At 39.8% G+C, this 14,605-nt stretch carries 14 protein-coding genes and 1 pseudogene; all 15 read right to left on the reverse strand.

Translation table 11 applies throughout. The annotated features are described in order from the left end of the window. A pseudogene (locus tag BMY57_RS15910) lies at nt 1–170 on the reverse strand (IS5/IS1182 family transposase); the annotation flags it as partial. A gap of 175 nt (nt 171–345) precedes the next feature. After that, nucleotides 346–756, reverse strand: a complete 411-nt coding sequence (locus BMY57_RS10320; RefSeq protein WP_091774014.1) for a YkvA family protein — start codon at nt 754–756, stop codon at nt 346–348. A 109-nt stretch (nt 757–865) separates the two neighbouring features. Continuing rightward, a complete protein-coding gene (gene rbsB / locus BMY57_RS10325; RefSeq protein ID WP_091774016.1) occupies nt 866–1,795 on the reverse strand; it encodes a ribose ABC transporter substrate-binding protein RbsB in 930 nt (309 codons plus the stop codon). Between the two features lie 41 nt (nt 1,796–1,836). Beyond that, complete coding sequence (locus tag BMY57_RS10330) at nt 1,837–2,721, reverse strand: ABC transporter permease subunit (RefSeq protein WP_246247443.1); 885 nt, start codon at nt 2,719–2,721, stop codon at nt 1,837–1,839. Nucleotides 2,722–2,779: 58 nt separating this feature from the next. Then, a complete protein-coding gene (locus BMY57_RS10335) occupies nt 2,780–4,273 on the reverse strand; it encodes a sugar ABC transporter ATP-binding protein (protein WP_091774020.1) in 1,494 nt (497 codons plus the stop codon). A gap of 1 nt (nt 4,274) precedes the next feature. Further along, nucleotides 4,275–4,667, reverse strand: coding sequence for a D-ribose pyranase (gene rbsD / locus BMY57_RS10340; RefSeq protein ID WP_091774022.1), 393 nt, complete (start codon nt 4,665–4,667; stop codon nt 4,275–4,277). Nucleotides 4,668–4,673: 6 nt separating this feature from the next. Continuing rightward, entirely contained in the window at nt 4,674–5,567 is an 894-nt protein-coding gene (gene rbsK, locus BMY57_RS10345) for a ribokinase (protein ID WP_091774024.1), read from the reverse strand. Nucleotides 5,568–5,580: 13 nt separating this feature from the next. Continuing rightward, nucleotides 5,581–6,546, reverse strand: a complete 966-nt coding sequence (locus BMY57_RS10350) for a LacI family DNA-binding transcriptional regulator (protein WP_091774026.1) — start codon at nt 6,544–6,546, stop codon at nt 5,581–5,583. Nucleotides 6,547–6,843: 297 nt separating this feature from the next. Beyond that, a complete protein-coding gene (locus BMY57_RS10355; protein ID WP_091774028.1) occupies nt 6,844–7,404 on the reverse strand; it encodes a DUF6241 domain-containing protein in 561 nt (186 codons plus the stop codon). Nucleotides 7,405–7,661: 257 nt separating this feature from the next. Next, nucleotides 7,662–8,549 (reverse strand): formylglycine-generating enzyme family protein, encoded by an 888-nt coding sequence (locus BMY57_RS10360; protein WP_091774030.1) that lies wholly within the window; start codon nt 8,547–8,549, stop codon nt 7,662–7,664. Nucleotides 8,550–8,559: 10 nt separating this feature from the next. Then, a complete protein-coding gene (locus BMY57_RS10365; protein ID WP_091774032.1) occupies nt 8,560–9,855 on the reverse strand; it encodes a sulfatase family protein in 1,296 nt (431 codons plus the stop codon). 15 nt (nt 9,856–9,870) lie between these two features. Continuing rightward, on the reverse strand, nt 9,871–12,123 hold the full coding sequence (locus tag BMY57_RS10370; RefSeq protein ID WP_091774033.1) for a glycoside hydrolase family 65 protein: 2,253 nt from the start codon (nt 12,121–12,123) through the stop codon (nt 9,871–9,873). Nucleotides 12,124–12,181: 58 nt separating this feature from the next. After that, nucleotides 12,182–12,865 carry a beta-phosphoglucomutase gene (gene pgmB / locus BMY57_RS10375; protein WP_256205293.1) on the reverse strand — a complete coding sequence of 228 codons (684 nt, stop codon included), beginning with the start codon at nt 12,863–12,865 and terminating at the stop codon, nt 12,182–12,184. A 13-nt stretch (nt 12,866–12,878) separates the two neighbouring features. Next, complete coding sequence (locus BMY57_RS10380) at nt 12,879–13,898, reverse strand: LacI family DNA-binding transcriptional regulator (RefSeq protein ID WP_091774035.1); 1,020 nt, start codon at nt 13,896–13,898, stop codon at nt 12,879–12,881. A gap of 13 nt (nt 13,899–13,911) precedes the next feature. Continuing rightward, nucleotides 13,912–14,598, reverse strand: coding sequence for a DUF624 domain-containing protein (locus BMY57_RS10385; protein WP_177176367.1), 687 nt, complete (start codon nt 14,596–14,598; stop codon nt 13,912–13,914). Nucleotides 14,599–14,605: the final 7 nt, after the last annotated feature.

Consider the following 14,605-nt stretch of genomic DNA (forward strand, 5'->3'; position numbering starts at 1 on the left):
ATTTTAGGGTGATAAGCAGGGCAGCCGGTGTCGCGTGAAAAGCTTGCGAAAGCTTCTTCCGGAATTTGTTCGACTAAATCATTCACAACAAAAGCCATATCATCTTTGTCTAATTTTATTTCTAAATCTAAAGGCAAAACCACTTGATTCATGTTATAATGTTTAAACATAAGGATCCTCCTTTGGGGTTATGGTGTAGTTACTTTAATTCTATCAAAGGGGATCCTTTTTGTTTATCTAAAATTAAAAAAGAGTATAAAAAAATCGTGGAGAACATCAATTTTGATGTCTTCCACGATTTTTTATTTTACTGGGTTTTGTCCCAGCCTCGTTTTTCTGTCTTTTTTATTTAATTTTTGCATCAATCTCAGAGGTGTCTACGTCTTCTCCGAACCATATTTCGACTTTCTTTCGAGCCTTCGATTTAACTCCTTCATCAATATATCCAGTCGCTTGATAAATCGCTGTGACTAAGATCGCAATGTCATCTACATAACCAATACCTACAAAAGCGTCTGGAATAAGATCGATAGGTAAAATGAAATAACCTAAGGCACCAATAATTGTTGCTCTTACTTTATTAGGGACCTCTGGTTTTTGCAATGTATAATATAATAAAAGCGCCGCATAGATCACGGAGACTCCCGCTTTCTTTGCCACTCGACGTATTTTTTCCCATAATTTATTATCTGAATAATGTTTCTGATGTTTTTGAATGTCTTGCTCGTCCATATTTTTAACTTCATTTTTATTCATTATGAATTCCTCCAAAGAAGAGCTTTCCTCGACTATACAATTCAAAGAAGGATGAGTAAAGCCATTCATGAAAAAAGGAACCAACAATCGTTGGCTCCCCCATCTATAATTATTCTGTTATTAAATCCAGTTCAACTGGTAGAAATTCTTCTACTTCTTCACCATTGGCAATTGAAACTGCTGCTTCAATACCTTGCTCACCAATAATAGCTGGCTGCTGGGCTACTGTTGCGTCTAAAGTACCTGCTTCAACAGCTGCAACCGCATCATCAGTGGCATCAAATCCTACTACAATAACATCTTCCATACCAGCAGCTTCTAATGCTTCTAATGCACCTAATGCCATTTCATCATTATGCGCAAATACAGCATCGAAATCAGAGTTACTCTGAATGATGTTTTCCATTACAGTTAATCCTTCAGAACGTTCGAAGTCTGCAGGTTGTTGAGCAACGACTTCAATTCCACTTTCTTCATCAACGATGTTGTGGAAACCTTCACCACGCTCACGTGCTGCTGATGATCCAGGAATCCCTTCTAATTCAACGACATTTCCTTCACCGCCTAGTTGTTCTACGATAAAGTTACCTGCCATTTCACCACCATCAACGTTGTCTGAAGCAACATGGGCAACTACTTCGCCACCATCTGCGCTACGGTCTACTGTAACAACTGGAATACCCGCATCATTAGCTGTTTCAATTGCTGAAACAACCGCTTCAGAGTCAGTTGGGTTCACAACAAGGACATCTATATCTTGCTGAATTAAATCTTCAATACTGCTTAACTGAGTAGCCGCATCATCTTGTGCATCTACAACAGTTAACTCAACACCTAATTCATCAGCCTTTGCTTCAGCCCCTTCTTTTAATGTGACAAAGAATGGGTTGTTTTGAGTAGAAACGGCTAAACCAATATGAATTTCACCATCGTCTTCACTATCATCCCCACCACCTGATGTAGGTGATTCAGTCGAACAAGCCACTAATAAACCTACTGTTAAAAACGCGATTAAACCTAATTTAAATTTTGAAAGCATTTTATTTTCCTCCCTAATTGTTTAATAACTTTACCCTTAACCTACGACGACTTTTGGCGATCAAGTAAAACGGCTAGTAAAATAACACCACCTTTGACGATTTGTTGATAGTTAGAAGACACACCAAGTAAATTTAAACCATTATTTAGCACACCAATAATCAAGGCACCAATTAAGGTTCCAAATATCCAACCTCGTCCACCTGATAAACTTGTCCCACCAAGAACGACGGCAGCAATGGCATCTAGTTCATAGGTGAAACCAGCATTTGGAGCAGCTGAACCTAAGCGTGACGTTAGGATAATCCCTGCCAGCGCTGATAATGCACCTGTTAAAGAATACACCCAAATCTTAACTCGATTCACCTTTACTCCTGATAAAATTGATGCTTCTTCATTACCACCAAGCGCATAAACGTGGCGACCAAATACGGTCTTCTTTAGAACAAACAATAGTATGGCAAAAATGACAAACATCATAATGACAGGTACAGGAATTCCAAAGAAATAACCTTTACCAATCATGTCAAACGCAACACTATCGGTAAAACCGGTAATCGGTCGTCCATCTGTATAAACGAGTGTCAGACCTCTAAAAATGGTCATCGTAGCTAATGTCGCAATAAATGGGGCTACATTCCCTTTAGCAATAATGACACCATTAAAGGCCCCCATCACAGCACCTGCTATAACACCTAATAAGACAGCTAAGATCGGATCTATTCCACTTGCCATAAATCCTGCTGTTAAAGCTCCCGCAAGAGCCAAGGTAGAACCAACGGATAAATCGATACCACCCGTTAAAATAACAAAGGTCATTCCGAATGCTAATAAAGCAATGATTGAAATCTGTCTTAGAACATTAAATAGGTTGTCCAAATCTAAAAATTGTGGACTCATAATACTTAGTACAATCACAATCGCCATTAATCCTAATAACGGTCCTAAACGTTGTAAAATATACCCTAGAGATTTACCTTTCACGTTACTCCCCTCCAGTCGCTGCATACATAATTTTTTCTTGGTCAGCTTCATCTCTATTGAGTTCAGCACTAATTTGACCTTCATGAATGACTAAAATTCGATCACTCATCCCTAATACTTCCGGTAATTCAGATGAAATCATGATGATACTAACTCCTTGTTGAGTTAACTCATTCATAATTTGATAGATTTCTTTTTTGGCTCCAATATCCACACCACGAGTTGGTTCATCAAGGATTAATATTTTCGGGTTAATCCCGAGCCACTTACCAATGACAATTTTTTGCTGGTTACCACCACTCAGTGATTTAACTTCCTGTTCCATACCGGACGTCTTCACATTAAATCGTTCAATCATACCATTAACAAAATCACGCTCTTTTTGGTTGGAAATAACAGAATAATTAGACCGATCCTTTAGATTTGTAAGTGTAAAATTTTCACGCACCGACATCGAAAGGACTAATCCTTCTTCTTTCCGGTCTTCTGTCACAAAGCCAATTCCAGCCTTAATCGCATCGAGTGGATTGTTAATTTTCGTTTCTTTACCATTAATATAGACTTTACCTGATTGAACCTCTCTGTAGCCAAAAAGCGCTTCCATAATTTCGGAGCGTCCGGCTCCCATCAAACCTGCAACACCTAGGATTTCACCTTCTTTTAATTCAAAGCTAACATCCTGAAATATATCAGAAGATAATTTATCTACTTTCATCCTGATCGAACCGACAACTGTCTCACGTTCCGGAAAAAGAGTTCCTAACTGGCGTCCAACTAACATGCGAATAATCTCATCATAATCGGCACCTTCAACATCTCTTGTTCCAATATACTCACCATCACGCAGAACGGAAATACGATCGCATATTTTAAAGATTTCTTCCATTCGGTGAGAAATATAAACCACTCCAACGCCTTTGCTACGTAATCTATCAATGACTTCGAATAATCGTTCAATTTCACGGTCGGTTAATGCAGCGGTCGGCTCGTCCATGACAATTAGTTCCGCATTTAAAGATAGCGCTTTCGCAATTTCGACCATTTGTTGTTGACCAACCGATAACTCTTTTGCTGGTGTCAGTGGATCAATCTCAACACCAAGCTGCCCTAGGTATTCTTTGGACTTCTCAATCATTTTCTTTTTATTAATAAATCCGGTTTTGCCGTATTTAATCTCACGACCTAGAAACATATTTTCCATCACGGTAAGGTATGGAATAATATTTAACTCTTGGTGAATGACCGCGATCCCTTTTTCTTCTGATTCTTTCGTGTTTTGAAAGTGTACAGGCTCACCCTTGACCAGTACTTCACCTTCATCACGAGCATAAATCCCCGTTAATATTTTCATTAACGTCGATTTACCCGCACCATTTTCGCCTAGCAATGCATGAACTTCCCCTGATTTCACCTCAAAATCGACTTCGTGAAGGACTTTATTCCCTACAAATGATTTTGAGATTCCTTTCATTTCAATTAATGGCTGCTTAGACATTTTAAAAAATCACCCCGGAACGTAGAATGACGTTAGCATAAGGTGTCGTCTCGCCTGTACGAATGACGACTTTCGCATTCTTTGTTAGTTGTTTAAACTCCTCATGCGGGACATAAGAAGTTGGTCCATCAAATAGTTGAACGGTTTTGGATTGTACAAGCTGGTTTTGTAATTTAATTTCTTCGGCTAAGGTTATATGCTCAACTTCCATATCTTCCAACACCGTTTCTAACGTATCAATCAAACTTGGCTGACCTTTTTTAAGAGCTAAATCAATACGTTTCACACCGTCTGGAATGGGCAAACCACAATCAGCGATCACAATTGTATCGGTATGACCAAGCTTTGCTAAAACAGACGCGATTTCACTGTTTAATACTCCTTGCTTTTTCATGGAAGATCACCCTCTCTTTGCTAAAAAGTTAGCGACTTCATCTTTTGTCGGCATACCCGTTTGGGCTCCAAATTTACTTACCGAAATGGCACCGACTATATTCCCGTCATAACAAGCTTCCTTAAGCGATTTCCCTTCTGCGATAGCCACGCTAAATCCACCGTTAAAGGTATCTCCAGCTCCTGTCGTGTCAACCACATCTACCTTGTAGCTTGGGACAAGAACTTCTTTTTCACCATCATAATAAAGTACACCTTTTTCCCCTTGAGTTATAAAGAATTTTTCACGGTTTAGTTGGTAAAATTCTTTTTTCTCATCTGTATCTAGCAAAATCTCAAGTTCATGTTCATTCGGAGTTAGGAAATCGACTTTTTCTAGTAGATCAAGCTCCACAGATTGTGCAGGTGCTGGGTTTAACACGACCTTCGTTCCATGTTTTGCGGCAAGTTCCACGGCCTGCTTCACACTTTCCATTGGAATCTCAAACTGCAGAAGAATTAAATCGCTCTCTTTTATAACCTCTTCATGACTTTGAACCACCTCAGGCGTTACATGATGATTCGCACCAGGGATCACGATAATGGTATTGTCTTGATCCGCAACTGTAATTGCTGCAATTCCGGTTGGAACACCTGTAACCGGTTCCACATTATCCGTATTAACTCCATTAGCCTTAAGGTTCTCAATTAAAGGTGGACCAAAAGGATCGTCCCCTACACAACCAATCATCGTGACATCAGCTCCCAGTTTCGCTGCTGCAACGGCTTGATTGGCCCCTTTTCCACCTGGAATATTTTTGAAATCCGTTCCGAGGATCGTCTCCCCTTTATTCGGAAAACGGTCAGTGGTCGAAACTAAATCCATATTGATACTACCGATTACTGCAATCTTAGCTGGCAATTTACATTCTCCTTTACCTTTTTGTTGATTGACGCTGGATGAGTGTAAAAGGAAACTCGTAATCTATTTTTTCTATGACCTTTCCTTCAATCAACGAAATTAAAGCCCTTGCTGCTTCCGTACTCATTTCATAAATAGGTTGCGAAATCGTTGATAATTCCGGAGAGGTCATCTCGGATAAATTAATCCCATCAAACCCAATAATCGCAAGTTCATTTGGTACTTTAATATTTAAATAATCAGCAGCTTTCGCGACACCAAGCGCCATAATATCATTACCTGCGAAAACACCATCAATCTCAGGATGATGTTGCAAAAGCTCGATGGTTGCTTGTGCTGTTTTTTTCAAATCATAATGACCCGAAACAACTAGCTCGTTATTATTAATGACATCAAGATAGCCCTTGTAACGTGCTTCTGAGTTTTCAATTTGATCCGGTCCTTTAATGTGTGCCACTTTTTGACAACCTATATCCAACAAATGTTGCGTCGCCCTTCTCCCACCTTCACGGTTATCAATCGCGAAAGTAGGGATATTTTTATGAATCGAGCGGTCAAGCGCCACAATCGGTCGATCAAACTGTTGAACAAGCTGTTCATTAATCGTATTAGACACGATGATCAACCCATCGACATACTTTTGCTTCATAACCTCTAAATAAAGTCGTTCCTTATCGGCATCCTCATCACTATTACAAAGAATGGTCGTGAAACCATTTCTAATTAAATAATCCTCTACCCCTCTTACCAATTCAGGGAAGAATGGGTTCGTGATATCGGGCACAATAATTCCAATCGTTTTAGATTCTTTTTTATATAAACTTCTCGCAATCGAATTCGGTTGATAATTCAGCTTGATAATAGCGTTTTCAACTTTTTTTCTAGTATCTTCATTAACATATCCATTTTGGTTAATTACCCTTGAAACGGTAGCAACAGACACACCCGCCTCTTGGGCAACATCTTTAATTGTAGACAAAGTCATCACCTATATTCGAACATGTAACCGTTTACACATTGATCATTTTTATAGGGTTACGTCTAATGTGTAACCCGTTACATATATCATACAAACAATCTATGAAATTGTAAAGATGATTTTTTAGAAAAATTAAGTTAACTAATGATCTAAAACAATAAATCTAGCATCATACTAAAGAATTTCGATTTCATACTAAACTTTTTTAGGATCATACTAAAGAAAACTTGAGTCATAACGAATATTTTTCGTTTCATACTACAAAAAAACTAACCTTGGATTTCCAAGGTTAGTTTCTTAATCCTCATACGCACTATTAATATATGCTTCTTCTTCCTGTTGACTTAAAACACCTGTTGCGCGTCCAATGGTCCCTCCTTGAAGTTCCCATATCGCGTTATGATCTTGGTCTGCTTGAGAAAAATCACCAGCCGCCCATCGACTCAAAATAGATTCATAGAGATCGCGATGAGCTAATTCATCACCACTCTCATTTATACCCTCTTGTAACCACTCAATTCGCTCATCCGTGATTAGATAAAAACCCCATTTTTCAGAAGCTTCAACTTTCTGGTGTGCCATTTTATGAAGATATTCTTGAATTTGTCCATCAGTTAAACTTTCAGACCCGAACCGATCACCAAAAGGATTTAAATCTTCGTCGTTCTCACTATTCTCAAACTTTTCCTCAGACAATTCTCTTACCCGCTGTTCCTCTTCACCCTCAGCATCATCAGTCCGAGGTTCATCTTTCGCGAACTGATCATCTAAATAAGCACCGACTCCGAAGAAAATTCCTACTCCTACTGCTAGCACTAATACTATTCCAATCAACCATTTTATGAGTGACTTAAGCAACCTTGTACCCCCCTACTGATTGTACTTCTGTACCTATCTTACCATAATATGGTTGAAATTGGTGACTTATGCATGAGTGTCATGATTGAATGAGTGGTCTTTGCAAATAGAATTAACATTCTCGCATGTAACATACTCATTTTCACAAGTAAGTCTAGATTTCTAGCATTTTATAAACTGATTTTCACAAATAAGCAGGCGAATCTTGCAAATAAGAGCCTCATTCTTACAAAAAATCTGAACTCGCAAATAGAGTACTACCCTAACCCATCCACCACACACCTGAACCCAATATTGCCAGACGAACTATCAGGAGTGTTGGAGGTCCTAGCGGCGACTCGGTATCGATTGCAGTAGGAATCATGACACAAATAGGATCCACCACGCATCACTCGCGACTTCGCTTCAAATGAATCCTGGCACCATTCCCACACGTTACCCACCATGTTATATAGTCCGTAATCATTCGGTTTATACGTATCAACGGGTGCTGTTCCGTGGTATCCGTCATCTAAAGAATTGTGTTTGGGGAACTCGCCTTGCCAAATGTTACAGCGATGTTCTCCATTAGGAATCAATTCATCACCCCACGGGTAACGTTTTTGCACTAATCCACCACGAGCAGCGTATTCCCATTCTATTTCGGTCGGAAGTCGTTTTCCTGCCCAATTGCAATAAGCCTTCGCATCGTGCCAAGAAATATGAATGACGGGGTGATTGAGTCGATCTTCAATAGATGAAAAAGGGCCTTCTGGTTGATACCAGTAGGCCTTTTCGACAACTATCCACCACGGTGTATTCGGAACGCGTTGCCTTGCATAAGATTTATTGCGTCCATCTATAAATTGATAAAATACGAATGACCAACCATAACGCTCAGCTTCCGTAACATACCCCGTATCATCAACAAAACGTTTGAAATCAGCATTCGTTACAGCACATGGATCGATGTAAAACGATTCAACTTTTTCTTCGCGGACAGGCCCTTCGCCATCATGCGGGTTAGCATCCGAATCATCCGTCCCCATCCAAAACGTGCCTTCAGGGATATAAATCATATCAGACACATCAGCCGTTCCCTTCTGAACGCTCACTTGCTCATAATTTTTCGAACTTGTTCTTGTTGCACTACAACAGTTCTTCATCTCATTCACCTTACTTTATAAATGGATTGTCTTCAGCCTCTTTCCACTCGTCCGCTTCGTATCCCGGAACTGGACCTTCTAAAATCGGGTCATCTGTCTCTTTCATCCAACGCTCCACTCGCTCTCGCAGGTCAACTAACACCTCAGCATACGCACCATCACCAGCGACATTATGGAGTTCATGCGGATCTTCTCGTAAATCATAAAGCTCTTCTTTAACATTTGGAACGTAGTAATCCTCACGAACCACACGCCCAGAAGGACTCGAATGAATATCATAAGGCATGTACACTTTCGGACCATCACCGAAATTACGGATATATTTATAATCATTAGTCCGAATCCCTCGCATCGGGTGATACTGATCATGCCACGTCATTTCAGCAAAAAATGACTCGCGTCCCTCTTCCGTTTCACCTTTTAACAACGGCCAAAAGCTAACACCATCGAAACCTTCTGGGACGTCGCCACCAACTAATTCAAGAATCGTTGGTAAAATATCAATATTACAAAGCATCTGATCAGCCTGATACCCTTGCGTCACCATGCCATCAGGAAACTTGATAATAAATGCCGTCTCAAGTCCAGAATCATAAAGTGTTCCCTTCGCTCTTGGAAAAGCTAAGCCGTGATCGGTCGTATAAATGATAATCGTATTCTCCTGGAGCCCATTTTCTTCAACCGCTCGTTTGATCCGACCAATCGCCTCATCCATATCCATCACCGAACGATAGAACCTCGCAAAATCTTCTCGAACTTCCGGGGTATCTGGTAAGTATTCTGGTATATCAACGGTGTCTGGATCAACAGGCTCGTACTGATCAAACGGTCGATGCGTTTCTTCAAAGCCAACCGACGCATAAAACGGCTTTTCACCATCATACATCTTTAGAAAATCGACAAAACGATCCGTCACATCACGGGCAAAATTTCCTGGAACTTCCGTATAATCTTGATACCCTAATTTTTCAGGATCAAGCTCACCGTTCACCGACTCGTGGAACATCCCAAACAACGCCGTGTGATATCCAACTTTATTTAATTCTTTAGGAAGCGTTGCACAGTCTTCATGAATCGAGTGACCCATATGAGCAAGTCCCATCATTCCATGGTTATGTCCATACATTCCTGTCATCACACTCCCACGACTCGGACTACATTGAGGCTGTGAACAGAAAAATTGATTGAACTGAATCCCATCTGAAGCCAGGTCATCGATTTCTGGTGTTTCGACACTTTTTCCATATGTCCCAAGATAACGCCCTGTATCATGAGAATTAATAAAAATGATATTTGGTTTCGACATGTTTACATCCCCCAATTAGTAAGTAAAACTTTTCCTCTGACCCGGCTCAAGCTGAACACCTTTTCCGATATGATGAATGTTAAGCGACTCCCCTTCCATCACTGTGTAATGAACGAATTTATCCGACAGTTCAACTTTTAACGTTCGACCTTGGAACTTAATATGAAAGCTCAACTGACCGAATTCTTCAACCACTACAGGGGAAAAATGTAATCCATCTTCCTTCAAACGAAGGCCAGCAAAACCATATACGAGCGCAAGCCATGTCCCACCCATGTTTGCCATGTGCAAGCCGTCTTTCGTGTTTTTATGAAGGTTATCTAAATCAAGCCTTGCAGTTTCATTAAAGTAACGATAAGCCTTCTCTTTATATCCTAGCTTTGCTGCCATAATACTGAATACACAATATGAAAGCGACGAATCATGAGTTGTAACTTTTTCATAATAATCATAAGAACGACGAATCGTTTCCTCGTCTTGATGATCTTCAACTAAAAAGTGTGCCAAAACCGTATCTGCTTGCTTACATACTTGATGACGATACAAAGTCAATGGATGGTAATTTAATAGTAACGGATAATCCTCTTCGCTCGTATTATCAAAATCCCATACCTTTTTACTTAAAAACGTATCGTCCTGCTCATTAATGCCAAGCTTTTCACTATAAGGCAGATACATATAATCCGCTGCTTCCTTCCATGCCAAAACTTCACCCACTTCAAGACCTATTCTATCTTGAATGTCGGTCTTCGCCTTATCATCCAACTCCTGATAGATTTTATAGGCCCAATCTAAGTTGTACTTAGCCATAGAGTTCGTGTAAAAATTGTTATTTACAATACACGTGTACTCATCCGGCCCTGTAACATTATCTATTCTGAAATGACCGTCCTTCATATGACCCGTGTCAACCCATAAGCGAGCCGTCTCAAATAACACCTCAGCAAGATAATCTTGCATGAACGAGACGTCTTTTGTTACTAAATAATATTGAATAAAACTATAAGCAATGTCAGCACTGATATGGTATTGAGCGGTTCCTGCTGGGAAGAAGGCTGAACTCTCAGGACCTGTAATCGTTCGCCATGGAAACAGTGCCCCTTTTTCATGTCCCATTTCCTTCGCACGGTTTCTCGCATGATCTAATGTCGAATAACGATGCATTAATAAACTTTTCGCCATCTCAGGGTTTGTCATTAAGAAGAACGGGAATATATAAATTTCCGTGTCCCAAAAGTAGTGGCCTTCATACCCTTCGCCAGACAAACCTTTTGCAGCAATATTACTAACAGAGTCTTTACCGACCGATTGAAGCAAGTGAAAAAGGTTAAAACGAATTCCTTGCTGAAGCCTCTGATCCCCTTGAACCTCTATATCAGCAATCTTCCAAAATTCATCTAAATAATACTTTTGTTCAACAAGTAAATGATCAAATGACGCTAACTCACGTTGAAGCTCAACGCCACGCGACACAACGTCATCACCATGTCTAAGCGTGTCGGTATATACGTTTTTCTTTGTCAACACAATAGGCCCAGATCCAGCTTCAAACTGAAATGTATCACGAATCACTCCACTATCAACGATACTCTCTGATGCCTTAGCTGTATAGCTCGTCACACATGCAGCAGATAAATTCGTATTCATCGTCGAAACTTGAACAATTCGGTAATCGCCGACCACTCGTGCGTCGCCCAAAGCCACTAACTTCGCATGCTCAGAGTTTACGCGGGGATCACCTTTCTCCACATAATTGGTCACATTTCCGTTTACCGTCGAAACCATTTTCACCTTCTGTACGTTACGGATTGGCTCCACCGTTACTTGAATCGCAAACAATTCCTTTCGACTAAACGACACTAAGCGGTTAAAATTCACTTTTACCTCTCGGCCATTTGGAGACACCCAATGAACCTCTCGGCTAGTATAACCTTCATCGATATGCAACGTCCGATTAAAGTTAACCACTTTACCTTCAAAAAGGTTAAAATGTTCATCATCAAGAAAAATATCAATCCCTTGAGCATCGATAACATTCGCAAGCTTTTGTTGCTGATCTGGAAAAGCATATAGTTTCTCTCCATATTTAATCTTGGTCTCATCGTGAAACGCATTGATATAAGTTCCACGAATAGACTTTAAATCATCACCATAACCTTCTTCAAAATTACCACGAACGCCAATGTATCCATTACCTAAAGCTAGCAAACTTTCATTGACGAGTAATTGATCTTGATCAAGTTCATTCTTAGCCAGTTTCCAAGTCAATTTGTCGACACTCCTAAATATGTATTAAATGTGCATGGGCCTTTAACCCATGCATGCTTTACTTCCCTACACTTACTAACCCATAAGCTTCTATGATTCGATCAAAGTTGAGCTCATCTGTCTGATTTACACGGTAATCCGAATGGGATAAAGCTTCCTTAGATCCAACCCCAACTGAGAACATACCTGCTTCATTCACAGCCGTTACTCCTGATGGTGCATCTTCAATTCCGATACAAAAATCATACGGTACGCCTAACGCGTCAGCTGCGGTTAAAAACGTCTCTGGATGAGGTTTTCCTTTCGAGACTTTAGCGGCATCTACTATGTAATCAAAGTAATTCGTTAACTCCAGTTGTTCTAATACTCGTTGAGCGTTTTTACTCGCCGAACCAAGTGCAATTTTCATCCCTCTCAGACGAATCTCTTGAATTAATGGTAGAATTCCAGGCAAGATATCCGCTGGAGCCAATGATTTCAGCAACTCTTTGTAATACTTATTTTTCTTCGCTGCAAGATTTTCTTTTTTATCTACTGATAGTTTTTCTAATTCCGGCTTTAAAGCCAAAATTTTCTCAAGCGACTCCATTCGACCAATGCCCTTTAATTCTTCATTAAACTGTCGGTCTATATAAATGCCAATCTCATCGGCCAGTCGCTTCCAAGCCTGATAATGATATTCGGCTGTATCTGTAATCACACCATCTAAATCAAAAATAAACGCTTTAGGCTGTTTCATCATTAATAAAACCCTCTCATCGTAAATCTTTCACACTGCCTCGTTCTAGTAGCTGATAGTCTAGTTCTAATATATTCGTCTCGACGCGGTTATTCATAATACGATCTAATAGAAAAGCAGCCTGACGTCCCATCTCAAAGAAATCTTGTAAAATTGTCGTAATTCCAGGTTGAGTTAAACTACTTATCATAGAATCATCAAATCCTGTTATAGAGACATCATCTGGAACACTGAGTCCACAGTCATGAGCGGCTCTCATCACGCCATATGCCATAATGTCACTAAAACAAATAAACGCTGATGGGTATGTTCCAGACTCAAAAATTGCCTTTGCCTTTTCGTATGCTTGTTGATCGCAAAAATCCGCATCTATTACCTTATCTACCTCAAGCGACAACCCATGTTCACGATAGGCATCTTCTACTCCGAGTAAACGCTGTTCATTAACATACGCTTCTTTCGTCCCTGCCATTACTACGATATCTCGATGACCACGCTCAAATAAATAATTCGTCATGTCCTCAGTCGCTTTTCGGTTATTGATCGAAATACTCCCGATATAAGGGTTATGTTCTGGTAGGACGACATCAATTAAAACGCAAGGAAAAGCCGTATCAACCAATTCTTTAAAATACGGATCATCCACCCTCATCCCTTGCAAAATCGCACCACCGATATTTCGCTCTGTACAATATTGAATATAGCTTTTATGCTTTTGCTTCTTTGAATCCGTAAAATACATGGATAAATCACGATTCAGCTCTTCTATTCCAGCATAAACCCCTTTAAACAACATATAAGAGTTATTATCTTTCTTATCGTTCGTCTTAAAGCCCGATGCGATTAACCCAACGGATGAAGGCTGCTTGGACGAGAGACTTTTTGCGACACGGTTCGGCGAGTATTTCATCTCTTTCGCAATTTCAAAAATCCGCTCCCGTGTTTTAACATTGACATCTGGATACCCATTAAACGCTTTAGACACAACACCGACCGATACCCCAGCTTGTTTGGCTACATCTTTAATTGAAACCATCTACATCACGTCCTTAATCAAACGTTTGATTGACATTCATCCGAATTGCATTGACCCAGTGATTAAATATTAAAAATGACAAGTATACGACGATAATACCCGAGAAAAACGGTACTAAAAACGGCACGTGGAACAATACGATATAAATTGTTAATCCATTGACCATAAACAACAAAAGCACTAATAGAGGTTTTCCCACGACCACTGATAAAGAGTACTTCACTAGTTGTTTAAATGTCATGTCAAAATGAGCTCGCATACAGAAAAAGATAACCTGAAACACAAACAGAAAAACGCCTAACATGAGGAAACCCATAAATAAAACATCATTGTTGTGATACATAAACATCAGGTCAATAAACCAGATCAACCATACAATTCCAAGAAAAACACCGTACTTCATGCCTTCACGATACACTTGTTTAAAACTTTTAAAGTACAATAAAACCCCAGCATCATCACTGTCTTGCTGAATCCAATCCCTAACAACAATAAATAAAGTTACCGTCGTCGGAACAAAAATCAACATAAACGTTCCAAAGATCAACACATAATGATAAATGGAGAACTTCTGATCGCTGAGTGACCACGACCAAATACTAAACCAAAACGGTATATTCATTAAAAACCATATAAGATTGACTACTGAAAAGCGCATAAACCAACGCGCAAAGGCTTGGAGCCAATCAGATAATTTCATCATCAGT

Source organism: Piscibacillus halophilus (assembly GCF_900110685.1).
GTDB classification, from domain to species: Bacteria; Bacillota; Bacilli; order Bacillales; family Alkalibacillaceae; genus Piscibacillus; species Piscibacillus halophilus.